The 25737-nt window shown below is 68.8% G+C and carries 18 protein-coding genes and 3 pseudogenes; 11 read left to right on the top strand and 10 right to left on the bottom strand.

What is annotated here, in order from left to right:
- The coding region (locus BM228_RS27635; RefSeq protein WP_139234231.1) for a transposase at positions 1-306 on the top strand (306 nt) is incomplete at its 5' end.
- A 25-nt stretch (positions 307-331) separates the two neighbouring features.
- On the opposite strand, the gene BM228_RS27630 is transcribed toward BM228_RS27635, so the two are convergent.
- From BM228_RS27630 to BM228_RS27610, 6 genes and pseudogenes are all read right to left on the bottom strand, one after another.
- Positions 332-1684, bottom strand: coding sequence for an IS701 family transposase (locus BM228_RS27630; RefSeq protein WP_092045685.1), 1353 nt, complete (start codon positions 1682-1684; stop codon positions 332-334).
- Between the two features lie 226 nt (positions 1685-1910).
- On the bottom strand, positions 1911-2042 hold the full coding sequence (locus BM228_RS35940) for a hypothetical protein (RefSeq protein WP_280142360.1): 132 nt from the start codon (positions 2040-2042) through the stop codon (positions 1911-1913).
- On the bottom strand, positions 2039-3097 hold the full coding sequence (locus tag BM228_RS34135) for a hypothetical protein (RefSeq protein WP_139234230.1): 1059 nt from the start codon (positions 3095-3097) through the stop codon (positions 2039-2041). Before BM228_RS34135 ends, BM228_RS35940 begins: the two co-directional genes overlap by 4 nt.
- 439 nt (positions 3098-3536) lie before the next feature.
- Complete coding sequence (gene selB, locus BM228_RS27625; protein WP_092045683.1) at positions 3537-5477, bottom strand: selenocysteine-specific translation elongation factor; 1941 nt, start codon at positions 5475-5477, stop codon at positions 3537-3539.
- Positions 5478-5560: 83 nt separating this feature from the next.
- Positions 5561-6934: pseudogene (locus BM228_RS27620) on the bottom strand (ABC transporter substrate-binding protein).
- Positions 6935-7268: 334 nt separating this feature from the next.
- Positions 7269-7730, bottom strand: coding sequence for a MarR family winged helix-turn-helix transcriptional regulator (locus tag BM228_RS27610; protein ID WP_092045678.1), 462 nt, complete (start codon positions 7728-7730; stop codon positions 7269-7271).
- A 160-nt stretch (positions 7731-7890) separates the two neighbouring features.
- Here BM228_RS27610 and BM228_RS27605 point away from each other — a divergent pair, with 160 nt between their 5' ends.
- From BM228_RS27605 to BM228_RS27565, 10 genes and pseudogenes are all read left to right on the top strand, one after another.
- The gene (locus BM228_RS27605) at positions 7891-8367 is read left to right on the top strand and encodes an SRPBCC family protein (RefSeq protein ID WP_092045676.1); all 477 of its coding nucleotides are present in this window, start codon (positions 7891-7893) and stop codon (positions 8365-8367) included.
- A gap of 220 nt (positions 8368-8587) precedes the next feature.
- Positions 8588-9463 carry an STAS domain-containing protein gene (locus tag BM228_RS27600; RefSeq protein WP_092045674.1) on the top strand — a complete coding sequence of 292 codons (876 nt, stop codon included), beginning with the start codon at positions 8588-8590 and terminating at the stop codon, positions 9461-9463.
- A 4-nt stretch (positions 9464-9467) separates the two neighbouring features.
- Positions 9468-9869, top strand: a complete 402-nt coding sequence (locus tag BM228_RS27595) for an STAS domain-containing protein (RefSeq protein WP_092045672.1) — start codon at positions 9468-9470, stop codon at positions 9867-9869.
- Positions 9850-10254: an anti-sigma regulatory factor gene (locus BM228_RS27590; protein ID WP_092045670.1), complete on the top strand. Its 405-nt coding sequence runs from the start codon at positions 9850-9852 to the stop codon at positions 10252-10254. The genes BM228_RS27595 and BM228_RS27590 overlap by 20 nt, the downstream gene beginning before the upstream one ends.
- A 2-nt stretch (positions 10255-10256) precedes the next feature.
- A complete protein-coding gene (locus BM228_RS27585; protein WP_092045668.1) occupies positions 10257-11252 on the top strand; it encodes an ATP-binding protein in 996 nt (331 codons plus the stop codon).
- Positions 11249-13165, top strand: coding sequence for an ATP-binding protein (locus tag BM228_RS27580; RefSeq protein ID WP_092045667.1), 1917 nt, complete (start codon positions 11249-11251; stop codon positions 13163-13165). The genes BM228_RS27585 and BM228_RS27580 overlap by 4 nt, the downstream gene beginning before the upstream one ends.
- Positions 13162-13689, top strand: a complete 528-nt coding sequence (locus BM228_RS27575; protein ID WP_092045666.1) for a GAF domain-containing protein — start codon at positions 13162-13164, stop codon at positions 13687-13689. The genes BM228_RS27580 and BM228_RS27575 overlap by 4 nt, the downstream gene beginning before the upstream one ends.
- Positions 13686-14699 (top strand): annotated as a pseudogene (locus BM228_RS36170) (GAF domain-containing protein); the annotation flags it as partial. The gene BM228_RS27575 and the pseudogene BM228_RS36170, both read left to right, overlap by 4 nt.
- 405 nt (positions 14700-15104) lie before the next feature.
- A pseudogene (locus BM228_RS36165) lies at positions 15105-16379 on the top strand (ATP-binding protein); the annotation flags it as partial.
- A gap of 169 nt (positions 16380-16548) precedes the next feature.
- A complete protein-coding gene (locus BM228_RS27565; protein WP_092045664.1) occupies positions 16549-18777 on the top strand; it encodes a CHASE3 domain-containing protein in 2229 nt (742 codons plus the stop codon).
- 9 nt (positions 18778-18786) lie between these two features.
- On the opposite strand, the gene BM228_RS27560 is transcribed toward BM228_RS27565, so the two are convergent.
- The 4 genes from BM228_RS27560 to BM228_RS27545 form a co-directional block, all read right to left on the bottom strand.
- On the bottom strand, positions 18787-19752 hold the full coding sequence (locus tag BM228_RS27560) for an HWE histidine kinase domain-containing protein (protein WP_244537330.1): 966 nt from the start codon (positions 19750-19752) through the stop codon (positions 18787-18789).
- 254 nt (positions 19753-20006) lie between these two features.
- On the bottom strand, positions 20007-23051 hold the full coding sequence (locus BM228_RS27555) for a PAS domain S-box protein (protein ID WP_092045661.1): 3045 nt from the start codon (positions 23049-23051) through the stop codon (positions 20007-20009).
- 1 nt (position 23052) lies between these two features.
- Positions 23053-25536, bottom strand: a complete 2484-nt coding sequence (locus BM228_RS27550; RefSeq protein ID WP_092045659.1) for a PAS domain-containing protein — start codon at positions 25534-25536, stop codon at positions 23053-23055.
- Positions 25533-25721, bottom strand: coding sequence for a ribbon-helix-helix domain-containing protein (locus tag BM228_RS27545; protein WP_092045657.1), 189 nt, complete (start codon positions 25719-25721; stop codon positions 25533-25535). Before BM228_RS27545 ends, BM228_RS27550 begins: the two co-directional genes overlap by 4 nt.
- Positions 25722-25737: the final 16 nt, after the last annotated feature.

Genomic DNA, 25737 nt, shown 5'->3' with positions numbered 1-25737 from the left:
CGCAACGGTCGGCGGGGCCGGCCGCGACACCGCCCGGACAAACTGCACGCCGACAAAGCCTACGACGCTGAACCGCGCCGACACGAGTGCCGGGCGCGTGGGATTGTACCGCGCATCGCACGCCGCGGCATCGAGAGCAGCGAGAGGCTAGGCCGGCATCGGTGGGTGGTGGAGCGCACGCACGCTTGGTTCAATCGCTTCCGTCGGCTGCCCGTGCGCTACGAGCGACGTGCAGACATCTACAAAGCCTTCACCAGCCTCGCTGCCAGCCTCATCACACTCAACCAGATCAGACGGTTCTGTTAGGCGCTCTTATCTCGACTTTGGCCAATCATGCGGCGTGGCAGAGGGCATAGGCCCAGGGCGTTGGCAAACGGAAGCGGGGTTTTGTTCGGGCGCGTCGGCGCGGTGATGTTGCCAAAGTCCCCTTGCGCCAGATCGCACAGCGCACGGCGGCCAGAGCATCGGCGAAGGTCGGACGCGGTTTGGGGTACCACGCGGCGGCCGCGATCCGTTGCCGTTGGCGGGCCGGGAGCTGCGCAGCCAGCAGCGTGACGATCGAGAACAGGGCGAGCAGGCAGGGCGTGGTGCGGGCAACCGCTGTGTCGGACCACTGCCGCTGCGTCTCGACGCCGAGATGGGCGCGCACCTCTTGGAAGGTGACCTCGACGCTCCAACGGCGGACGAACCACGACACGATCTGGGTTGGGTCGCAGGCGAGATCGGTGCAGAGCAGGGCTTGGGCCTCGAAGCGGTGGGCGGGATCGCGCACGAGCACCCAGCGGATTGGCACGACGGGCATCCCGCCGTGCCGCCAGACCGCGGTGCCGGAGGCGATCTCGATGCCGCGTTGGGCTGACCCGTACCAGCCCGACACCACGCCCGCATGCCAGCGCGTGTCCTTGGCCACGAGGGTCGCGGCGAGCGTCGGCAGCCGCGCGCCTTTGGTCCGCGGGCGTCCGATTGTGCCCGGCAGCCGCGGCGGGGCGGGTTCGTAGAGGGCCGCGTCGAGCCGTAGGCGGGTGATCGCCGTGATGCGGGCGCGGCGCATCGCGTCGAGGAACAGCAGGGCGGAGAAGCTGCCGTCACCGACCAGCACGAGATCGCGGCTCGGCAGCCAGCGCCGCGCCTGGAGGGCGAGTTGACGCCCGACGTCAAGCAGAGGCTTGTGCCGGCGTCCGCGCTCCCGGCAGGCGCGTTCGGACGGCACGAGCGTGGTCAGGAACGGCAGCGCCCAGATGCGCCCCGCCCAGGGGATTGGGGCCAGCAGCATCAGGCTCATCCAACGCAGGCCGCTCGCCTTGACGAAATGGCTGTCGGAGGAGCGAACCGGATCGCGGTAGATGCCCTTGGCGGCGATCCGCTTGCCGCGGCGGCGCTCGATCGTGTCGTCGAGAGCCATGACGACGGGACCGCGCGGAGCGAAAGCGGCGATCAGCAGCCCGAGCAGGATACGGCCGCCAGCACGCGGGCTCCACGCGGCGCGGTTGAGGATGCGGTGAACGTTCACGAACCGCCGATCCTGCGCGCGACCCATGATGCGCAGGGCACTCGCCACCGTGCGCCGCCCCGGGGTCAGGATCGCACCGATTAGCAGCAGTTGCGCGTGTCGCCACGAGCGGTGGACGAACAGCGGCGCGAACGCCAGGATGAGCCCGGCGAAGCGGGCGGGCAGATCAGGCATTGGGTGTCTCTTGGTCGGGACACACCGAGCCTACCCGTCATGCCCGCTTCGTCACCTGCCGCCCAACCGCCCGTCCGATTGGCCAAAGTCGAGCTTATTACGTTGGGATATATAGGAAGTTTTTCATCGAGGTAGGGTCACCTTCCGTGCCGATCGTGACCCTACCTCGATCTTGATTTTCGCAGCTCGGAGAGAGCCTTTGCCAGGTTTTTACCGAGATCATGCTTTAACGCCGATTCACACCTTCCAGCATCACATGGATCTTCTCCTCGAACGAGAACTGCCGACGTTTGGCCCGACGGATGTCGTTGATCACCGATTCTACCAGCTTCTTGGCCGGTCCGGATGTCTGCTTCATCTTTGCTCCTCAGGGGCTACGATGAACCTGCCATCCTCCGTTCGTGAAGAATTTCCATTTGTCCCACAGGTGCTGACGTCGGACAGTTGTCCAATTAAATTCATCGGATGCCGTAACGTAATATCATCCGGCCCCTTCCGATGAGCCTCAACCCAAATTTGTTTAGTTTGACTAAGACCGGGTCCGAACCTTTGATTGCGATAATGTCCTCTGACCCAAACGGAACAAAGCAAAGGACCATGCTCGTTTCTTACTGCCTCTATGGGCATGCATCGCCGCACCTCTTCTGGTACAGGTCCAACGCGCTCGATGCGAAACAAAGACCGTGCCTCGTCGGTATCCCCAGCTTTCCTATCCGCCCCATCATATTCGCGTATGTACGCGGAACGTCGTATAGGATTTGCCGGCAAACCGGCTGCATACGCTGCTGGCAACATGGCCGCGCGGAGCGAATGCTGCTGGAATAGTGCAGCCGCGATCATGCCTTCTACACGGCGGCAAAATTCGTGGACGCTCAGTCCTGTTGTCTCGATCAAGTCAAGCGTAGATGGTATATTGCCGTCATGATCGTCCGGAGTTCCGCCTTGCAACTCGTTGTGGAACTCATCAGTACCCATAGCCCATACAAGTCGACGCTTGCAGCGCTTGTTTTTTGGTGCAAGCAGAACGGTCACAGTTGAGCGTGGCTCATCTTTGAAGAATAGCATGACATCATCTGTCGTACCAATACCGTTATCAACGAAGACAGCTTGAACTTGTACTGTTTCGGAGACCATCCAAGCATTGCGAGGCAGATCAATGTAGATAAGCGGCACCTCGTGGCACTCCTCCAGCCATTCTATGATGGCTGGGTTGCGAGAGGCCATATCGATGAGTGGCGCCACGATAGAGCGCTCAAGCCGCATATTACAGGGCAAATTCCCACTTGGCACAGGAACCAAGGGCATAAAAAAGGGAAATAAAATTGAAAGCAGCCTCTCCGTCTCAGGCATTGGCCTGCCTTCACGTTGAGCGTCTATAGCTTTCATGGCGCATTGTTGGGTGATGACACGCATCGCACCCTCAGGCGTTTTTAGCCCGTCCGGCAGTGAGTGCCCCGCTTCCCGGTAAACACGCCGCTGTAACTCGCAACGCGTCCATGAAAACCAATCCAACCAAGTTACGGACATCAGCGCAACACTGCTCAAATGAATGATACGAAATCATCACACAATTCTACGAACGATGTGATTTGGGTTTCATTCAAATTGCGGCGAAATAAATTAATTTTCGCCAAGGATGAGGGCCTCCTCAACACCCCCCCCCCGCGGGGGAAGCGTTCCGGGCCATCCCGAGCCGCGGTGTTACCGGAGGAAAGCGATAGGTCGTCACAAATGGAGCGTGTCGCTATCCGTGATACGACGTTCCCGGATCGGCTAACTTGGTAGGGTGCAGACCAACAGACGGCAGAACTATAATCGGCGCAGGCGTGTCCCCAGAAACAAGCTGGGGCGTTCAATGTGCCGGGGGACGTCCTTCCGAGGGGACCAAGGCGCGCCAATCACCACGAATACGCCGTCCCTCCGCGATGCGCACGGTGAATCCATGCGCATCGAAGAACTCCAGAAGCGGCATGGTCATGTTGCGCCCGATGCCGGCTGTCTCGCGGAAGCGTCCGACCGTAAGCAGGCCCTCGGGATGCGCGTTCGCCACGGCGTCCGCGATCCGCGCAAGTTCGATGGCGGCCTCCGGCAGCACGTAATAGCTCTTCGAGATGCGAAGGAGCCAACCGAGGCGACCAGCCTTGTCGAGCAAGTGGCGGAGATCGTCCGCTTCGCGGCCGAGGCGGTCGGCCACGACGGTGAGGCGGGGCTGGTCCAGTCCCGCCTCCTCCAGCACGGCGCGCGCGGCCTCGTAGAGCGCCGCATCGGCCGGCCGCAGACGAGCCACATGGTCGGGCAGGTGCAGGAGTGGTCCGCGCCGCGCTAGCCGACACGTCCGGACGAGTTCGTCGATGGCGGCCGGAAGGGCCGGGCGTTCGGAGGCTGGTACGGCCGCCGCGATCTCGTCGGGAGAAAGCCCGGGGTTGTCGGGCTGCGCCATGTGCGCCCGGGCGAGCTCCGACACGACCCCCGCGGCCAATGCCGCAACCCGCGCACCCTGGAACGCGATCCGCCGACCGGGCTCCACGACCGCCCCCGCCTCGGCGACGAGGGCGTCCAGGGTCGCCGCCGGCAGGTTGCGCAGGCGGGCGAAGCGGGTGAGGTCGACCCCGGCCTCGGAGGCGCCGAGAAGGCCGTGCAGCGCCTTCGCGTCATCCGGGGTGTCCATCGCGGCCACGACCGCCCGACGGCCGGGCGTCCACGGTCCGCGGCGAGGCCCGTCCACATCGATCACCCGACCGCCGCCGAGCGTTCGCGTGGCCGAGACGTCGCGCAGAACGAACCGGTCCCCTGCAAGGGTGCCGACCTCGCGGTCGAGCGTGATCAGCGCGTGCGCGCTTGCGCCGGGCTCGACCGCCTCGCCCCCGGCGAGCAACAGCCGCCCAGTCACCGCGATTGTGCCGAGGTGGAGCTGGACGGGGGTGCGGTGGCGCAGGGACCGAACTTCGTGGGGCAGCACGCGCAGGGACACGTCGAGGCGGGTGGCCGGTCCGTGCAGGTCCGGCGCCAGGATCCAGGCGCCGCGACTGACCTGTTCAGGGGACAATCGCGGGCCGGCCAGGTTCAGGGCGCAGCGTTCCCCGGCGCGCGCGGTGTCAGCCACCGTGTCGTGGACGCGCACGCCGCGTACCCGCACCTCGCATGAGCCCGGGGAGACGAGCAGCCGGTCGCCTACACGGACGGTGCCCGCGTGCACCGCGCCGGTCACGACGAGGCCGGCCCCGGACACGGTGAACCGGCGGTCGACGGCAAGCCTGAAGCCGCGCCCCGCGTCGTCCGGGACGTGAGGGTTGGCCGCGGCTTCCAAGAGCCGGGCGAGCTCGTCGACGCCCACGCCCGTGAGCGCGGAACAGGCGACCATTGGCACTGCGTCGAGCCTAGTGCCAGCCAGGAGGGCACCGATCTCCGCCGTCACCGCCGCGACGCGGTCCGGGCCTACCCGGTCGGCCTTCGTCACCGCGACGACGCCCGTGTCGATGCCGAGGAGGTCGAGGATGGCGACGTGCTCGCGGGTCTGCGGCATCACCCCGTCGTCGGCGGCGACGACGATGAGCGCGCAGGCCACGCCGGTGGCGCCCGCGACCATGGTGCGCACCAGCCGCTCGTGGCCGGGCACGTCGACGAAGCCGAGCGGGACCCGCAGGAGACCGCCCTCAGGCGCGTAGGCGAACCCGAGATCGAGGGTGATGCCCCGGGCCTTCTCTTCGGGCAGCCGGTCGGCGTCGACCCCCGTCAATGCCTTCACCAGGGCTGTCTTGCCGTGGTCGATGTGCCCGGCGGTCGCGACGATCATGGTGTGCCTCGACCGAGCGGCATCCGGGTTGGAGGGGCCGGCGCGGGTGTCACCGCGCCGGCTTCGTTCTCAGGCCAGAGCCCTCAACCCTTGATCCGGGTCTCGGCGAGCTCCGACATGCAGGTGTCGTAGGCCGTGAAGGCGACCCGGTCAGAGACCGCGAACAGGGTGAAGGGCGAGTACAGAAACAGGGCCTTGGACCTGTCTTGGACGTACCGCTCCACCTCTCGGGTCACGCCTTCCACATCCTCTCCCGTCGCGTGCAGGAGCTTGTCGTAGAGGGCATCGAACGCCGGGTCCTCCGGACCCTGGCGCAGGGTCGCGTCCTTCCCGAAGAACTCCCGATGGACGCAGGCGACCGGATATTGCGGCGTCCAGTCGAAGTACCATTCGAGCTTGACGTCGAAATCGTCCGGCAGGTCGCCCCGGTCGCTGACGAACCGGGCCGAGAGACCGATCTCCGCCAGGTTCCGGCCAATCGCCTCGACCACGCCCTTCCAGGCGGGAGACGAGACGAACACGAGGTCCCGGCCCCCGAGCCCCGCCTTCTCCAGCACCGCCTTCGCGGCCTGGGGATCGTGCGGAAGGGGTGTCATGCCGGGATCCGCGCCGTAGCGGCCGGGTTGGATGAAGGCCGGGATCACCGTGCCGTAGCCATGCGCCCCCTGGTCGAGGATAGCCCGCCGGTCGATGGCGAGGTTGAGCGCCTTGCGCACCTCCGGGTCGCGCCAGGGCGATTCCGGCCGGTTCTCGTTGAAGACGCCCGTCAGGATCGTCTTGGCCTTCTTGGTCTGGATCCTCCCCTTATCGGAGGCGGGGAAGCCCTTGGCTTCGTCAGGGGTGAGGTCGAACACCACGTCGACCCGGCCGTCACCGGCCGCGACCGACTTGATGCCCTCGGCCTTGCCGATGACGTTGTCGTAGACGATCCGGACCGTCGGCCTGCGGGCCGGGTTCCAGTACGTCGGGTTGGGCTCCATGACCACGCGGTCGGAGCGGCTATCGATGAGCGAGACGCCCTCGGTGAGCACGAACGGGCCAGTCCCCCACGGACCAGGCGCGTCGATGACTCACCAATGGCCTTCCGCCGACCCGGTCTTCGGGTCGACGAAGCCCCACTCGTTCCAGAACCGCGTCGACGGCAGGTGCATGCCGCGCAGCTTCATCAGCGCCGCGGAATCACCACCGGGAAAACGCATCCGCACGGTGCGGTCGTCGACCGCCTCGCATGTGACGTCCCGGGCGAAGTTCAGAAAGGCGCCCGGCGGGTGCGGGTTGGTCCATTCCTGGACCTTGTCGAAGCCGAGCTTGAACATCGCCGCGTTGAACGGTTCGCCGTCCTGGTAGACGGCCTCGCGCATCGTCAGTTCGAGGGTCTCCCCGTCGAGCCAGCGCCAGCTCTCGGCGAGGCTCGGCTGACCGATGCCGTCATGGTCGACGCGGTTGGCTTCCTCCATCGTGTTCCAGGTGATGGAGAGCCAGTTGACCGGCGACGGGTCGACGACCGTCACCGTGTTGTGGGGGCCCCAGGGCTGGCCGCCCCCCGGATCCCCGGTCGCTTGCGCGTCCATGTCTCCTCCTCGTTGTCATGACCCGCATGGCGTGCGGGTGGCGTCCGGCTCGACATGAGCCGAATTGGTCGAACGCCGGCGCGCCGCCGCATCGCCGTCTCTGTGTCTGTCGGCACCAAGGGACCGTGGGCTCGATAAGCCTCTTGCATCGCTGCTTGGCCCCTCGGCGGAAAGCATTTGCAGTGTCGGGGCCTCAGGACGCTTTGGGCGTCCGGAAGCGTCAGTCGGTCGGCGCGATGACGTCATCGGCGACGCGCCCGGCGAGATCCTTCAGTTCCTGGCGGAGGTCGGCGAGGTCGCGCTCGCCCAAGCCGGTGCGGCAGACGACGGCCTGCTGGGCCACCGCGACCTTGTCCTCCAGGAGCCGGCCAGTCTCCGTCAGGGCGACCAGGACGATGCGTCGGTCCGCGGCTCGGGCGCGGGTGACGAAGCCTGCCGTCTCCAGCCGGTCGACGAGGGGCGTGATCGCGCTGGACGTGAGTTGTAGCCGGGCGGCCAGGTCATGCACCGCCGTCACGCCGTCCTGCCAGAGCGCCAGCATGACGAGGTACTGCGGGTAGGTCAGGCCCAGCTCGCCCAGCAGCGGCCGGTAGGCGCGCACGACCGCGTTCGTCGCGGCATAGAGGGCGAAGCAGAGTTGGTCGTCCAGTTTGAGCCCGGGGCCCTTCGTCGATGTCGCCATTGACCGATGCTCCGTTCAGACCTTAATCATTCATGCGCGAACGATGCTGTCAACCTGTCGCGTCCTCACGATTGGCGAGGCGCCGACCCCGCCGACGATCCGGCATCGTCCGCATCGAGCGAGACCTGACACAAGGGTCCGCCAACGGAGAGGAAACGACATGACGAGCAAGATCCTGTTCGCCGCGCTGACGTTCGCCGGTTTATCGGCCACCCCCGCGCTCGCGCTCGACGTGACCCGGACCGCCACGGTCGCGGCGCCCCCGGCCACGGTCTGGAAGACCATCGGCGAATTCTGCGGCATCGGCGACTGGCACCCGGCAGTCGAGAAGTGCGTCCTCTCCGAGAAGGGTGGCAAGAAGGTGCGCACGCTGTCCCTGAAGGGCGGCGGTACCATCGTTGAGGAGCAGGTCGCCCGCGACGACAGGAAGATGGATTACACCTACGCCATCCTGGAGAGCCCGCTGCCGGTCGAGGGCTACAAGTCGACCCTCTCGGTCGCGCCCGACGGCAAGGGATCGAAGCTGACCTGGACCGGCAGCTTCAAGGCCAAGGGCGCGCCCGACGCCAAGGCCGAGGAGGTCGTCGCTGGTATCTATGAGGGTGGGCTCAAGGGCATCGCCGAAAAGGCGAAGTAGCCCCTGCTGCATGCGGCGGCGGGTGCGACCGGCTCGGGCGCGTTCCGGCTTGCCCGACGGCATGTTCGCCGTGCGCCCCGCTGCCGTGGGCAGGTTGGGCGGCGACCGGTTCGCTAAGGCCAGGAACAACTTGCCGTAGCGGGGCCAGCCGCAACGACGACGCCTATCGAACGTGCACGAACCAGAATAAACCCTGAATGCCTAAGACAAGGATGAGTGGATGAGCACGGACGGCGCCGGGGTCCTGGAAAGGATCCTCACGGAGGACGAGGCCGCCATCCTCGATGCCTGGAACACTGCTCTTCGGGAAGGTGCCTCCCTGCAGGGCGGCCGCATCCGCGAGGCCGAGCTCCGGACCCAGGCAAAGGCCGTGCTCGGCCAGCTCCGGGACGCTCTCGCCTCGAACAGCCTCGATGCCGACGGCGAGGGCTTCGCACCGCTGCGCGAGACGCTCGCCGACATCTCACGGTCGCGGGCGATCCAAGGTTTTACGCCCACCGACACCGCCAACTTCGTGTTCTCGCTCAAGGAGCCGATCTTCGAAGCACTTAGGCGGAGCGCCGATGTGGACGCGTCGACGCTGGCGGCCGGCGTGTGGGCGGCCGGCAAGGTGCTCGACCGGCTCGGCCTGCATACCATGGAGGTGTTCCTGGCCAGCCGCGAGGAGGTCATCGGGCGGCAGGGACAGGAGATCGCCGAGCTCTCCACCCCGGTGGTGCGCCTCTGGGACGGCATTCTCGCCTTGCCGCTCATCGGCACCCTCGACAGCGCCCGCACCGGCGTCGTCATGGAGAACCTACTCCAGGCCATCGTCGACGAGGAGGCCGAGATCGCCATCATCGACATCACCGGCGTGCCCACCGTGGATACCCTGGTGGCCCAGCACCTCCTCAAGACCGTCGCCGCGGCCCGCCTGATGGGCGCCGATTGCATCGTGTCCGGCATCCGCCCGCAGATCGCGCAGACCATGGTCCACCTGGGCGTCGAGCTCAACGTCGTCTCGAAGGCGACCCTGGCGGACGCCTTCGCCGTCGCCCTCAAGCGCACAGGCCGCAAGGTGGTGCGCCAGCAAGCCCCGGCCGAGGAGCGCCGCTGACCCCATGGACCGCATCCCGATCCTCAAGCTGGGCGGCGCGCTCATCGTTTCCATCCAGGTCGACATGCACGACCGCCTCGCGCTCGCCTTGGAGGAGGACCTGACGGCGATGATCGCGCGCACTGGCGCGCGCGGCGTGCTCATCGAGATCTCGGCGCTTGAGATCGTCGATTCCTTCATCGGTCGCATGCTGGTGAGCATCGCGGCGGTCTCGCGCGTCCTCGATGCCGAGACCGTGGTCGCGGGGATGCGCCCGGCGGTGGCCATCACCCTGGTCGAGCTCGGGTTGGAACTCACCGGCATCAAGACCGCACTGAACGTCGAGCGGGGCATGGCGCTGATCCAGGTTCGGCTCTCCGAGGAGGACGACGGGCACGGGAGCGACCGTGACCGTCACGAAGACTGAGGCATTACCTGTCCGATCCGGCGACGACGTCGTCCGCGTGCGCCAGCGCGTGCGCGCGCTCGCCGTGGAGATCGGCCTCGGCCTCGTAGACCAGACCAAGATCATCACGGCGGCGAGCGAACTCGCGCGCAACACCCTCGATTACGGTGGCGGCGGCGACGTCCGCATGGAGACCGTGCTGGCGGGGACGCGCAAGGGCCTGCGCCTGACCTTCGAGGACCAAGGACCGGGCATCGCCGACATCGAGCAGGCGATGACCGACCATTACACCTCCGGAGGGGGGCTCGGGCTGGGGCTTGGCGGAGCCAAGCGGCTTTCGAACGAGTTCCACATCGAGTCGACGCCCGGTTCAGGCACCCGCGTGACCATCGCGCGGTGGAAGTAGCCATGGACCGGGTCACCATCACTGAGGCGAGCCAGGTGGCCGAGGCGCGGCGGCGTGCCGTGGCCGCGGCGCAGGCCATCGGGTTCGACGAAACCGCGGCTGGACGAGTGGCCCTCGTCGTCACCGAACTCTCCACCAACATCGTGAAGTACGGGGTGCCAGGCGAGATCCTGGTCGGCACCTTTGAGGACGCGACGGGCTCGGGCGTCGAGATCCTGGCGCTGGACAAGGGCCCGGGCTTCTCGGACCTGGGCTCGGCCTTGCGCGACGGCCACTCCACCGGCGGCAGCGCCGGCGAGGGCCTCGGAGCCGTGCGTCGGTTGTCCGACGCCTTCGACATCGCGTCCCGGCCCGGCACAGGCACTGCTGTGCTGGCCCGTCTATCGGGCGTCCGGCCGGCCACGGCTGATGGTTCCGCGGCCTTCGGGGCCGTCACGGTGCCTCTGAGGGGCGAGACAGCCAACGGCGACGCCTACGCCGTGCGCGAGCGGCTCGACGGATGGACCGCCATCGTGGCGGACGGCCTCGGCCATGGACCGGAGGCCGCCAAGGCGTCGCAGGAGGCCTTGAGCCTATTCCATCACCATCGGGACAAGCCTCCCGGCGCGATCCTGTCCGCCATCCATGCTGGACTGCCGCAGACCCGAGGCGGTGCGGTGTCCGTAGCCAGCTTCGACCGGGACGCCGGCATCCTCACGTTCGCGGGCATCGGCAACGTCCTGGGAGCCGTCGTCTCCGGCGCAGTGACCAAGCGCACGGTCAGCCTTGCCGGAACGGCCGGACATGCGGCCCGGCGCATCCAGGAGTTCGAATACCCGATGGGGCAGGACGACGTGTTCGTGCTGTGCTCGGACGGGATCGCGACCGGATGGTCCCTGGATGCCTATCCCGGCATCGCTGCGGCCCACCCGTCGCTCGTCGCCGGGTTGATCTACCGCGACTTCGCCCGCGCCCGCGACGATGCCACCGTGCTCGTCGTGCGGGGTGACGCATCATGAGATGGCCACTCCTCGCCACCTGCGTCGAGCACGAGGACGACATCGTCACCGTGCGCCAGCGCGTGCGCAGGCTGGCCGAACACCTCGGTTTCGGCATCCAGGACCAGACGCGGATCGCCACCGCGGTGTCCGAGATCGCGCGCAACGCCTACGGCTACGCCGGCGGCGGCAGGGTCGAGTACGGCCTCGACGAGGAGAATGGCGGCCAATCCCTGGTCATCCGCGTGATCGACAAGGGCCCCGGCATCCCGCACTTGGACGAGATCCTCGAAGGCCGCTACCGCTCGACGACGGGCCTGGGCATCGGCATCACCGGCTCCCGCCGGTTGATGGACCGCTTCGAGATCGAGACCGACCCCGGCAAGGGCACGGTCGCCACCTTCGCCAAGCGGCTGCCGTCCGGCACGGAATCCTTCACGGGAAAGCGGCTCGCTACCCTCGCCGAGGACGTCGCCCGTGCGCGGACCGAGGAACCGCTGGTCGCGCTGCGCGAGCAGAACCGCGAGCTCCTGCGCAGCCTCGCCGAGCTGGCCGAGCGCGAGGAGGAGGCGCAGCGCCTCAACCGGGAACTCGCCGAGACCAATCGCGGCGTCGTCGCCCTCCACTCCGAGTTGGAGGCCCAGGCCGAGCGGCTGCGAGAGGTCGGGGCCTCGCTGGAAACCCAGGTCGCCGCGCGGACGGCCGAGCTCGCGGAAGCGAATGCGCGGTTGCTCGCCGAGGCGGTCGAGCGCGAGCGCATGGAGCAGGACCTGCGGCAATCGCAGAAGCTTGAGGCCGTGGGCCAACTCACCGGCGGCGTCGCGCATGACTTCAACAACCTGCTGACCATCATCCGCTCCTCCGTGGACTTCCTGCGTCGCCCCGACCTGCCCGAGGAGCGGCGCAAGCGATACATGGATGCGGTCTCCGACACGGTCGACCGAGCGGCCAAGCTGACCGGTCAGCTCCTGGCCTTCGCGCGCCGGCAATCCCTCAGGCCCGAGGTGTTCGACGCCGGCGAGCGCCTGCGTGGCGTCGCCGACATGCTCGACACCATCACCGGAGCCCGCATCCGCCTCAGGGTCGAGGTTCCGGACGCGGCCGCGCTGGTGCGCGCCGACGTCAACCAGTTCGAGACGGCGGTCGTGAACGCCGCGGTCAATGCGCGGGACGCCATGGACGGCGTGGGCACGCTGACGATGCGGGTGCTCGCCGGGCAGCCAATGCCCTCCATCCGGGGGCACGGCGGATCGCGGGGGCCGTTCGTGGCCGTCTCCCTGACCGACAGCGGCTCGGGCATCCCCGCCGACGTCCTCGGGCGCATCTTCGAGCCCTTCTTCACGACCAAGGCCGTCGGCCGCGGCACCGGGCTCGGGCTCTCCCAGGTGTTCGGCTTCGCCAAGCAGTCGGGTGGCGACGTCGACGTGGCGAGCGCGGTGGGAGAGGGTACGACCTTCACGCTCTACCTGCCTGAGGTCTCGGACGGGCCGTCCCGGATGCCCGTCCCCGACCGCGATGCCGGGGTGGCGCCCTCCGGCCAGGGCCAGCCGGTGCTTCTGGTCGAGGACAACCTGGAGGTCGGGCGCTTCTGCGCCCAGATCCTGGAGGACCTCGGCTACGCGCCCGTATGGGTCGTCAACGCCGAGGAGGCGCTCGAACGCCTGGGCACCGACGGCTCCGGCTTCCGGGCCGTCTTCTCCGACGTCGTCATGCCCGGCATGGGCGGCATCGAACTCGCGAAGGCTCTCCGCATCCGCATTCCCAACCTGCCGGTGGTGCTGGCCTCTGGCTACAGCCATGTCCTGGCGCGTGAGGACAGCCACGGCTTCGAGCTCCTGCACAAGCCGTACTCGGCCGCGCAGATCGGACGGGTCCTGGGACGGGTCATCGCCGCCTCTCCACCCCCCGTCCGCAACCGAGGACGGGTCCCATGACACGCCGCCCGAAGGCACCGGCCGGCCTCGCCGGCCGCGGACGCCTCGACGCCCTCGACGGCTACGCCGTCCTCGACACCGCGCCCGAGCCCGGCTTCGACGGCATCGTCATCCTGGCGCGCGCCATCTGCGCCGCCCCGGTCGCGTTGGTGAGCCTCGTGGCCGACGGGCGGCAATGGTTCAAGGCGCGCTCCGGCTTCCCCGAATGCGGGACCGACCTCGATGCCTCGGTCTGCAAGCACGTGCTCGGCAGGCGCGACCTGCTCGTGATCCCCGACCTGTCGTGCGACGCCCGGACCGCCGGGAACCCCCTCGTGACCGGGGAGCCGCACCTGCGCTTCTACGCGGGCGCTCCCTTGGTGACACCGGACGGGCATGGGCTGGGCTCGGTCTGCGTCATCGACACCGAGCCGCGTCCGCTCGGCCTCACCGAGGAGCAGCGGGAGTGTCTCCAAGTCCTCGCCGCTCTGGTCATGACCCAGCTCGACATGCGGCGGTCCCTCGCGGCGATGGCTCAACCATGAGCTCGCATCGGTCGGCGTTCGGCGGGGCGCGGCTTCCCGGTCCCGAGCAGGCGTCCGTGCACGAGGACGGAGCCTGTGCTCCCCCGTTCCTCTCGGGCGGCGGCGCGATGGGGGCGCTGATGCGCGGCCACGACTGGTCCGCGTCCCCGCTCGGATCCCCGACGACCTGGCCGGCGGCCCTGCGCATGGGCGTCAGCCTGATGCTGAACTCGGCCTTCCCGATGTTCATCGCCTGGGGCCCTGGCCTGGGCTTCCTGTACAACGACGCCTACGTCGAGATCCTCGGCGCCAAGCACCCATGGTCCCTGGGACGCCCGTTCGAGACGGTCTGGTCCGAGATCTGGGACGACATCCGTCCCCTCGTCGAGCGGGCCATGGCCGGTGCGGCCACGTTCATGGAGGATCTGCCCCTCGTCATGATGCGTAACGGGTATCCGGAGGACGTGTGGTTCACGTTCTCCTACTCGCCCATCCGCGGCGAGGACGGCGCGGTGCAGGGGATGTTCTGCGCCTGCACCGAGACGACCGCGAAGGTGAAGCAGGAACGCCGCAGCGCCTTCCTGCTGGCTCTCGGCGATGCCCTTCGCGTCCACGACGACCCGGATGCGCTGATCGCGATGGCCTGCGGCATGCTCGGCCGGCATCTCGGCACGCAGCGTTGCGGCTTCGGCGAGGCCGATGCCGACGGGGTCCACTATAGGGTCGAGCGCGACTGGACCGACGGCACGATGCCGAGCCTCGCCGGAATCCACCGCATGGCCGATTTCGGCGAGGCGGTGGTGGGGGAGCTGCGCGCCGGCCGAAGCCTCCGGGTCGACGATGTCGCTTCCGACCCGCGCACGACGGCCCACGCGGCGGCCTACGAGGAGGTCGGCGCCTTGCGGGCTGTCCTATCCGTGCCTTTGGTCGTGGAGGGACGCCTGTGGGCGTCGGTGTTCGTCAACCAGTCCACCCCGCGTCGCTGGTGCGACGAGGACGAGGCTCTGGTGCGCGACGTCGCCGGGCGGATACACACCGCCCTGTTGCGCGCGCGGGCGGAGGCCGGTCTCGCCGATGGTGCCAGGCGCCTCGAAGAGGCTCTGGCGGCGACGCAGGAGAGCCGGACCCGGCTCTCCGTCGCGCTGGACGTCGCGCGGCTGGGCACCTTCGACTGGAACACGGCCACGGGCGAGGTCGCGATGGACGCGCGCAGCCGCGAGATCTTCGGGCTGCCGCCGGAAGTCGCCATCTCCCAGGATGACGTGTTCGCCCGCATTGCGCCCGAAGAGCTCGCCGACGTGCTCGCCACGGCGCAGGCCGGCTTCCGGAACGGCGCGCGCGTCGATACCGGCTACACGGTCGTCCTGCCCGGCGGCAGTCGCCGTTCGGTCCTCAGCGCCGGCCATCCGGTCGACGACGCCTCCGGCCACCGCCACATGGTCGGCATCTTCAATGACATCACCGCCCTCAGGCAGGCCGAGGCGGACCTGCGGCAGGCGAACCAGACGTTGGAGCAGCGGGTCGAGGAGCGCACCGGCGCGCTGATGGCCGCGGAGGAGGCCCTGCGGCAGTCCCAGAAACTGGAGGCAATCGGGCAACTCACCGGTGGCGTCGCGCACGACTTCAACAACCTGCTCACCGTGATCAAGTCGTCGACCGACCTTCTGAAGCGTCCCAACCTCGCCCCGGAACGCCGCGCCCGCTACGTGGGGGCCATCTCCGACACCGTGGACCGGGCCGCCAAGCTGACCGGACAGTTGCTTGCCTTCGCCCGGCGTCAGGCCCTGAAGCCGGAGACGTTCGCCGTCTGCGACAGCGTGCGGGCGCTTTCCGACATGATGGGCACGCTGACCGGCTCGCGCATCGAGATCTCGACCGACCTGCCGGACAGGACCTGCTTCGTCCATGCCGACCCGAGCCAGTTCGACACGGCGCTCGTCAACATGGCCGTCAACTCCCGCGACGCCATGGACGGCGAGGGGCGGCTCGCCATCCGCGTACGGCCGGTCGAGACGATGCCGGCGATGCGGTCCCACCCGGCCGTCCCGGGCCCGTTCGTGGCCGTGTCGATCAGCGACACCGGCAGCGGCATCCCGGCCGAGCGGCTGGAAAGGATCTTCGAGCCGTTCTTCACCACCAAGGGCGTCGGCCAGGGCACGGGGCTCGGACTTTCCCAGGTGTTCGGTTTCGCCAAGCAATCGGGCGGCGAGGTGACGGTCGAGAGCGAGGTCGACCGAGGCACCACCTTCACCCTCTACTTGCCGCGCGTCTCGGAGGCGGGGAAAGGGTCCGACACCGGCGAGCCCGAACCTCTCATGGACGGCCACGGGACCTGCGTGCTCGTGGTCGAGGACAATGCCGAGGTGGGCACCTTTGCGGTCCAGACCCTGACCGACCTGGGCTACGTGACGGTGCTCGCCGGCAATGCCGCGGAGGCCCTTGCGGAACTCGCCGAGGACGCGGACCGGTTCGACGTGGTGTTCTCGGACGTCGTGATGCCTGGCATGAACGGCATCGACCTCGCGCATCGCATCCGCGAGGAGCACCACGACCTGCCGGTGCTGCTCGCCTCGGGCTACAGCCACGTCCTGGCGCAGAACGGCACCTACGGTTTCGAACTGCTGCACAAGCCGTATTCGGTCGAGCAGCTCTCGCGGTTGCTGCGCAAGGTCGCCACTTGGCAACGCCGCAAGCGCATCCTGGGCGCCTAGCCGTCCTCGGCCCCTAACGGCGACGCTTCCTCAAAAGACGCGCAATCGCGGTCCACCGTGCTACGACGTACCTGCGAGCGCGCATGTGACCCCAGGTCATCGGCGTTCGAGCAAGCTCCGCGAGACGCGACCCGACCCGGGGCGCGGGCAGGCGGCGGACCCCGTCAACATGTCGAAGCGTATCGTCGCGCGCGCCAACCTCCTCGTCTTCGGCGTGCTGCTCGCCATCCTCGCCCTCGTCGGGGTCGTGACGTGGGAGCGCCTGAACGCCACGCGGGAGGCGCGGGAGTGGTCGCAGCACAGCTACCGCGTGTTGGCCGCGATGAAGGATCTCGGCATCGCCCTGCGCGATGCCGAGACCGGCCAGCGGGGCTACATCATCACCGGCAAGGACGACTATCTCGCGCCCTACGATTCCGCGCGCGACCGCCTCGGCGTCCTTCAGGGCGAGCTCCTGAAGCTCACGGCGGACAACCCCGTCCAGCAGGACCGCCTGCGCGCCCTCGCCCCGATCATCCAACACAAGCTGGAGGAGCTCGCCCAGACGGTGCAGTTGCGCCGCGACGTCGGGGTCGAGGCGGCACGGCGCCTCGTCAACACAGATGCCGGCCGCGGCTTCATGAAGGAGGCGGAGGCGACGCTCGCGGCCATGCTCGGCGAGGAGGAAGCGCGGCTCGCCCGGCGCCTCGGAGAGAACGACGCGCGCGCCGCCTGGGTCCGGTGGACGACGTTGGGAGGATCGCTCCTCGCCATCCTGACCCTTCTCTGGGCCGCCCGCCTCCTGAACCAGGCGTGGTCGCGCTCGTACCTGACCGAGGCGGAGCAGCGCACCCAGGCCCTTCGGCTCCGGACGACGCTCGACAGCCTCAGCCAGGGCGTGGCGGTGTTCGCGCCGGACCGCACGCTGACGAACTGGAACGCCTGCTTCCTGGTGTTGCTTGACCTGCCGAAGGCGATGGTGCGGCCGGGCGCGTCCTACGCCGCCTTCTCGGAACACACCGCCGAGGCGGGCGGGCCCGCGCTGGAGACGTGGGACCAGGTCCGACACGGCAGCAATGCCCCACGGGAGGCGACCGTGTACGAGCGCACGCGCGCCGATGGCCATCACCTGGAGATCCGCCGCACCACGATGCCCGACGGCGGTTTCGTCCTGACCATCTCGGACATGACCAAGCGCGCCCAAGCCGAGGGTGTCCTTCGGGAAGCACAGAAGATGCAGGCCATCGGCCAGTTGACCGGCGGCATCGCGCACGACTTCAACAACCTGCTGCAGGTCATCCTCGGAAACCTTGAGTTCGTCCGGGCGAAGCTCGACGGCGACGGCAAGCTGCAGTCTCGGATCGAGCGCGCCGCCTGGGCCGCCCAGCGCGGGGCGACGCTCACGGGCCAGCTCCTGGCCTTCGCCCGCAAGCAACCCCTGGCGCCGGCCGCCATCGACCTCGCGGCGACCATGCCGGACCTGGTCCCCCTCCTGCGTCGGACACTCGGCGAGCACATCGAGGTGCGCTATGTCGAGAGCGCCGGCCTCTGGCCCGCGATGGCCGACCCGGCGCAATTGGAGAGCGCCGTCCTGAACCTCGCGCTCAACGCCCGGGACGCCATGCCGGGCGGGGGCCGGCTCACCATCGAGATCGGCAACAAGGTCCTCGACGACGCCTACGCCCGCGACCACGCCGAGGTCGCGGCCGGCGACTATACGATGCTTGCGGTCTCGGACACCGGGCATGGCATGACGCCGGACGTGGTGCGGCGGGTGTTCGAGCCGTTCTTCACGACCAAGCCGGACGGAAAGGGCACGGGGCTCGGCCTCGCGATGGTGTTCGGCTTCGTCAAGCAGTCGGGCGGCCACGTGAAGATCTACTCGGAGCCAGGCGAGGGAACGACCGTGAAGATCTATCTGCCGAGGGCGGTCGGCGCCTTGGTGGCAATCGGGCAACGGAGCGCGCCGCCCGTCGATCTCCCTCGCGGCTCGGCGACCGTGCTGGTGGTCGAGGACGAGGCGGCGGTCCGCGAGATCGCCTGCGCGATCCTCTCAGACCTCGGCTACCGCGTGCTGGAGGCCGCCGACGGCGAGGAGGCCCTGCGGGTGTTCGGGGACAACACGGCCGCCATCGACCTGCTGCTGACCGACGTGATCCTGCCGGGCAAGGTGAAGGGACGCGACCTCTCCGAGCGCATCCAGGCGCTCAGGCCGAAGGTGAAGGTGCTCTTCATGTCGGGCTACACCGAGAACTCCATCGTCCACCACGGTCGTCTCGACGACGGCGTGCAACTCATCGGGAAGCCGTTCAAGCGCGAGCAACTCGCCCGTAAGGTCGCCGAGACGCTCGGGGCCGAGTTCGCCCCGGTCGCCGAGGCCGGAAACGTCGTGGCGCTGCGTCCCAGGCCTGACGCCTAGCCTAGCCGGTCAGGCGGAACCGGCGGACAAGGGCATCCGCACGGAGACCCGTAGCCCGTCAGGCGCGAAGTCCACGTCGACCTCCGCCCCGGTCTGGGGAGCCAGCACCTTCTTGAGCAGGCGGTGGCCGAAGCCGTCGCGCGTGGGATGGGGGGCGGGCGGGCCGTCGTGCTCGCTCCAGGTCCAGAGCAAGGTGCGCCCGGCAGGCCCGTCCTCGACCTTCCAGGCCACGTCGAGCCGGCCTCCCGGAGCCGCGAGGGACCCGTGCCGCAAAGCGTTGCTCGTCAATTCGTGCAGCGCCATGCCGACCGGCACGGCAAGCTCCGACGGCAGCACGACTCTGGGGCCGCCCAGGGTCAGGCGCCCCCGCTCGTCGTAGGGGTCGAGCTCGGCCCGCAGCAGCGCCTCGAACGACGCCGCTTGAGCCAAGTCCTCCGTGATGAGGGCATGAGTCCGGGCGAGCGAGCCGATCCGGCCGGAGAAGGCCCGCGTGAACTCCGCGACGGTGGGGGAAGATCGCGCGGTGGCGTTCACCACGGCCTGGACGGTGGCCAACGTGTTCTTCACCCGGTGGTGCAGCTCGCGCACCATCAGCGCCTGCCGGTCCTCGCCGGCGCGCCGTGCGGTGATGTCGCGCTGCGCCGAGACCCAGTGGGTGATGCAACCGCCGGCATCCCTCAGCGGGGTGATCAGCCACTCCACCATGTAGGTCGAGCCATCCTTCCGGTAGTTCAACGCCTCGCCCTGGAACGGTTCGCCGGCGAGCAATGCGGCCCGCATACGGTCGATTATGGCCCGGTCCGTTCCGGGCCCTTGCAGGAGGCGCGGCGTCAGGCCGACGACCTCATGCGCCTCGTAGCCGGTCATGCGGCTGAAGGCCGGGTTCGTGTATTCGATGCGGGGACCCGGATCTTCGAGCTCCGCCGATGTGATGACGATGGCCTCCCCGGAAGCCTCGACGGCGGCGCGAAGCAACCTCGGGTCCGCGGTCCCCTGACCCGTCTCGTCTCGCACGACTTACCAATCCTTCAGGATCAGCCGGCATAGGGCGGCTCCCGAGTTCGTCCGCCCGAAACCGGTCGCACGTTTTCTAACCTACGGCGGTGACCAGGGTTGCCGCGCCCCTTCGCCCCAGCCTGGTCCAAGGGGAAGGCGCTAGTGAGGGCTGGGCTTGGTCAGGCAATCGCGAGGCGCCGCGGCGCCCATCGCGACCGGGCGTTCTGCCGCCGTCACGCCGCTGCCTCGTCGCCGGCCTCCTGCATGGAGGCGAGTGGCGCTTCGAGCCGGCAGACGAGGCCGGTCGGGGCGTAGGTGAGCCTGACCTCGCCGCCGACCTCGGCGGCGAAGCTGCGCTCGATCAGGCGCGAGCCGAAGCCGCGCCTTGACGGCTGCGCCAGGATCGGGGGGCCGCCCTGCTCGGACCAGGACAGGCGGAAGCGGGGCTCGCCCGCCTCGTGGACCACGTGCCAGCGCAGGTCCACCGTGCCGGAAGCGTTCGAGAGCGCCCCGTACTTGGCCGCGTTGGTGGCGAGCTCATGCAGGGCCAAAGCCAGGGCCAGGGCCGGCTTGGCGGCCAGCGCCACGTCCGGGCCGCTGGACCGGATGCGGGAGGCGCCGGAGCCCCGGTGGACCGCCAGGGCCCCCTCGACGACTTCGGCGATGGGCGCCTGGGTCCAACTCGCCTGGGTCAGGATGTCGTGGGCGCGCCCGAGCGAGATCAGGCGTTCGGCGAAGGCCTCGCGCGCCGCGCCGAGGTCGGATGCGTTGCGGAAGGTCTGGCTGGCGATTGCCTGGACCAGCGCGAGGGTGTTCTTCACCCGATGCTGAAGCTCGCCGGTGAGCAGGCGCTGATGCTCCTCGGCCTGCTTGCGCCGCGTGATGTCGAGCATGGCCCCGATCATCCGCACCGCCTGCCCGGTCCCGTTCCGGATGACGTAGCCTCGGTCGAGGATGTCGGCGTATGAGCCGTCCGCACGCCGGAAGCGGTACTCGTCCGCCCAGGCCGTGCCGACGCCGTCGATGACCGCGTGGATGGATCGGTCGACGCGGGCGCGGTCATCGGGATGGATATGGGCGATCCACCAATCGCCGGTCGGCTCGACCGCATCCGGGACATGCCCGTGCGCCTCCCCGAGGGCCTCGTTCCAGAGGACATGGTTGGTGGCGAGGTTCCAGTCCCAGATCGCGTCGTTGGTAGCGCGCGCGGCGAGGCGGTAGCGCTCCTCGGCTTCGCGCAGGGCCTGATCGGCGCGACGGCTCTGGGTGACGTCCCGCGTCGTGCCGATGAAGCGCAGCGTGCGGCCGCCCTCGAAGAAGGCCTGTCCCTTGGCCGCCACCCAGCGCTCGATGCCGTCTTCGAGACCGACGACGCGGAAGGCGATGTCGTAGGTGCCGGGACCATCCGGGTCGATGGCAGCCTTCACCGCCGCGTCGACCCAGTCCCGGTCGTCGAAGTGAAGGCCGGCGAGGAATACGTCGTAGCTCACCGGCGCGTTGGGCGGCAGGCCGAACAGGGCGCGGGTGCGCGCGTCCCAGACTAGCGTGTCCGAGACGAGATCGTAGTCGAAGATCCCGATCCCGGTGGACCCGACCGCCAAGCGCAACTGTTCCCGCGCCCGGATCAGGTCGTCCTCGGCCTGGCGGCGGTCGTGGATGTCGCTGTCGCTGCCCAGCCAGCCGACCACCGCACCGGCGCCGTCCCGCATCGGTTCGGCCCGGATCAGGAACCAACGGTACTCGCCGTCGTGGCGGCGCAGCCGAGCCTCCGTATCGTAGAGGACCTCGTTCGTGCGGGCATGCTCCCAAACGTCCAGCAGGCGCTGCAAGTCGTCCGGATGGATGACCTCGCCCCAGCCGAGCGGCAGCGCCTGCTCCGGGGTCTGGCCGGTGTAGGCGTACCAGCGGTCGTTGAGGTAGCTGAGGCTGCCGTCGGGGTTGCCGAACCAAATGATGGCCGGGGCGAGCTCGGTGAGCGTCTTGAACCGCTCTTCGGCGAACTTGCGCTCATGGATGTCGATGGAGGTGCCGATCCAACTGCGTGCTGAGCCGTCCGCGCCATGCACGGGCTGGGCCCGGGACAGGAACCAGCGGTACTGCCCGTCGGCTCGGCGCAGGGGGAACTCGACCTCGTAGGGCCGCCCCGATCCGGCCGCGGCCAGCCAGGCCGCGCGGGTCGCCTCGCGGTGGTCGGGGTGGATCGCCCCCAACCAGCTCGCCTCGCCGGTCTCGCCGGCAGGCAGGCCCGTGTAGTCGTACCAATAGGCGTTGCAGTAGGTGACGTTGCCCGCCTCGTCGCCGAACCAGACCACCTGCGGGCTGACCTCGACCAGCGAACGGTAACGCATCTCGCTCGCCTCCAGGGCGGCGCCGCTCTCGCGCTGCTCGGTGCGGTCGCGCAGGATTTTGAGGAAGCCGATGGTCCCGCCCGCTTCGGTCTTGAGCGGCATCATCTCGCCGGAGGCCCAGAACCGGCTGCCGTCCTTGCGCATGTGCCATCGTTCGTCCGAGGCGCTGCCGTGCTCAAGCGACAGCCGCATCTCGGTCCCGGCCCGGTCCCTGGCACGGTCCTCAGGCGTGAAGAACGCCTCGACCGTCCGCCCGAGCATCTCGGCCTCGGTCCAGCCCAGGATGCGCTCGGCGCCCAAGTTCCAGCGGGTGACCAGGCCTTGCGGGTCGGTCGCGACGATGGCGTAATCCGTGGCGCTGTCGAGGATGCGCTCGTGCAGCAGGCGCTGCTCCGCCTGCTCCCGCAACGAGCGGCGCAACTCCATCTGCCCCATGGCCTGGCGGGCGAGTCGCATCAGGCCCCGGCGTTGCCGCTCCGCGAGCTCGTGCGGCTTGGTGTCGAGGACGCAGACCGTGCCGACCGGATGCCCTTCCGCGGTCCTCATAAGGGCGCCGGCATAGAAGCGCAGGCCGGGCTCGCCCGTCACCAGCGGGTTGCCCTCGAAGCGCGGGTCGAGCGACGCATCGCGAACGCACAGGAACTCCTCCTGCAGAAGCGCCTGCCGGCAAAAGGAGGTCTCCAGCGGGGTCTCGCGCACACCGAGTCCGACCTCGGCCTTGAAGAACTGGCGGCCGTCGCCGACGAGGTTCACCACCGCGATGGGCGTCTCGCAAAGGTCGGCGGCGGCCTCGGCGATATCGTCGAAGTCCCGTTCGCGTGGGGTGTCGAGCAGGCGGTAGCGTGCGAGGGCGCGGAGGCGGGCGGCCTCATCCCCGCCGGTGCATGCACGATCCTCGTCGCGGGGGGCGCTGTATCCGTGGGGTGCCATCCTAGCGGGATTCCGATGAGGAGCCACGGCGGACCTGGGAAGGGACGATCTTGCCGAGGATACGCCCGAGCTGGTCGGCCGAGTAGGGTTTGTGAAGCAACTCGAACCCGTCGGGTCCGTCCTGGGCGAGGACGTGGCTGTAACCCGAGGCCAGCAGCACCGGCAGGTGGGGCAGGCGCCGCTGCAGGATCTTCGCGAGCTGGAACCCGCCCATGCCGGGCATCACCACGTCGGAGAACACCGCGTCGAAGCCGGACCCGTCCGGGCCAAGCTTCTCCAACGCCTCCTCCGCGTTCGCCGCCCAGGTCGTGCGGTATCCGAAATCCTCCAGGATCTGGGTCGCGAAGCGTCCGACCTCGACGTTGTCCTCGACGACGAGCACGCATTGTCCGTCGCCGGTCGGGAATGCCTCGCCGTCCCGCACCTCGGACGGCTCGTCGCGGATCACCCCCTCTACCTCGGGCAGGTAGAGGGTGAAGGTGGTTCCACGGCCGAGCTCGCTCGCGACGTCGACGTCGCCGCCCGACTGCTTGGCGAACCCGAACACCTGTGACAAGCCGAGCCCGGTACCCTGGCCGACGGGCTTCGTCGTAAAGAACGGTTCGAAGATGCGCCCGACCTGCTCCGCGGCGATGCCGCAGCCGGTGTCGACGACGGAGACCGCCGCGAAGAAGCCCGGCGCCGCGGCATGGCCGCGGATGGGCGGCATGCCCTCGGCGCAGTCGAGCCGCAAGGTCAGCGTGCCTTCGCCCTCCATGGCGTCGCGCGCGTTCACCGCCATGTTGATCAGCGCCGTCTCGAACTGGCTGAGGTCGGCGCGCACGAAGCAGGGCGCGTCCGGCGCCTCGGTCACCACGCGGATGCGCGCGCCGGTGACCGTGTCGAGCATGTCGGCAACCGCCCGCAGCTGGGCGCCGACTTCCAGCACCTCGGGCTTGAGCGTCTGGCGCCGCGCGAAGGCCAGGAGCTGGCCGGTCAGCTTGGCGGCGCGGTCGACCGTGTCGGAAACCGCGTCCATGTACCGGTTCCGCCGCTCCTCGGGCAGGTTCGGCCGACGCAGGAAGTCGACCGACGAGCGGATGATGGTCAGCAGGTTGTTGAAGTCGTGCGCCACCCCGCCGGTCAGTTGCCCGACGGCCTCCAACTTCTGCGACTGCCGCAGCGCCTCCTCGGCCTGTTCGAGCAGCATCGTCCGCTCGCGCTGCTCGGTGACGTCGCGGGCGACGCAGTAGAGCAATCCCTCGACCGGAACCGCCCGCCACGACAGTATCCGGTAACCACCGTCGCGAGTGCGGAACCGGTTCTCGAACGCGAGCGTGGTCTGCCCGGCGGCGAGCCGCGCGACCTCGGCTCGGGTCGCCGCGCGGTCGTCAGGGTGCTCCAGCCATTCCGAGGTGCGCCCGATGACCTCGCCCGACTGCCAGCCCAGGATGGCCGTCCAGGCCGGGTTGACGCTGAGCCACACCCCTTTCCCATCGGCGACACCGAGCATGTCATGACTGACCTGCCAGATGCGGTCCCGCTCCTGCGTGCGTGCCTCGACATGGTCGGCGAGGGTCGCGTTCAAGGCTTCCAGCGCCGCGGCGCTCTCCCGGCGTTCCTCCTCGGCCCTCACCCGTTCGGTGATGTCGCGCGAGACGCCGACCAGCTTGAGTTCGCCCGTTCCCTCGACACGGAACGGCGCGAAGCTCACCTCCCACCAGCGCGGCTCACCCTTCGCGGTCGGGCAGTACCCTTCGGTCCGCGATGGCACGCCCGACGCCGCCGTCCGGACCGCCGTCCTGATCCTGGCGCGCTCGCTGTCCGGCCACAGGTCGGCGAGTTCCTGACCGAGTACGTCTTGGAGTGACCCGAGTTGGATGAGGTCGAGGCCGCGCTCGTTCATGTACTCCAACCGGCCCTCCGCGGAGAGCACCTTCACGCAGTCGGGGCTCGCGGCGAGAATGCCCCGGACGAACGCCTCGCTGCGGATGGCGTCGTTCGCCGAGGCGTTGCGCCGGTGGGCGTCGACGTGGAAGGCGATCAGGTCGGCGAACATCCCGAAGGTGCCCACGACCTCGGGCCGGTCGACGGACGCAGGCTTCGGGTCGATGGCGCAGAGCGTGCCGAAGAACGTGCCGTCCGGCAGAACGATGGGCATCGAGACGTAGCTCTGGAAACCGTACCGCGCCGGCGTGGGATGGTCGCAATAGGCGGCGTCCGCGGCGACGTGATCGATCACCACGGGCGTCCGGCTCTGCCGGATCTCGTGGCAGATGGTCGAGGCGACCTCCAGCTCGTCGCCGGCCCGCAAGCCGAAGGAGATCTCGTCCTTGACCCGACAGGCGACCCAGCGGTCCTCTGTGACCCGGGCCACGGCCGCGAAACCCATCCCGCTCACGCGGCAGGCGACGGCGAGGATGGTGGGGATCGCCTCGATGCCGCCGACGAGGTCGATGTCGGCCTGGAAGTCGTGCGGGGCGGCCACGTGCGCGAGGGCGCTCATCGGCTCGGCCGGTCCTCGACCACCGCCTTCGAGCGGGGCGAACCTCGGTCGTGCTCCATGAGCGGGCGAAGCCCCGTCCGGACGACCTTGCTGGCATTCGGGTGGCGGCCGGACGCGACCTGCGCCCGGATGTAATTCTCCGGGACCGTGGTCAGGGCGATGTTGCGGGTCGGCGTGCTCGACATGCCGTGTCCGTCCCAT

It is taken from the genome of Methylobacterium pseudosasicola (assembly GCF_900114535.1).
In the GTDB taxonomy this organism is placed as follows: domain Bacteria; phylum Pseudomonadota; class Alphaproteobacteria; order Rhizobiales; family Beijerinckiaceae; genus Methylobacterium; species Methylobacterium pseudosasicola.
Note: the sequence above shows the minus strand (reverse complement) of the source record. Positions and strands in the feature narration are given on the sequence as shown.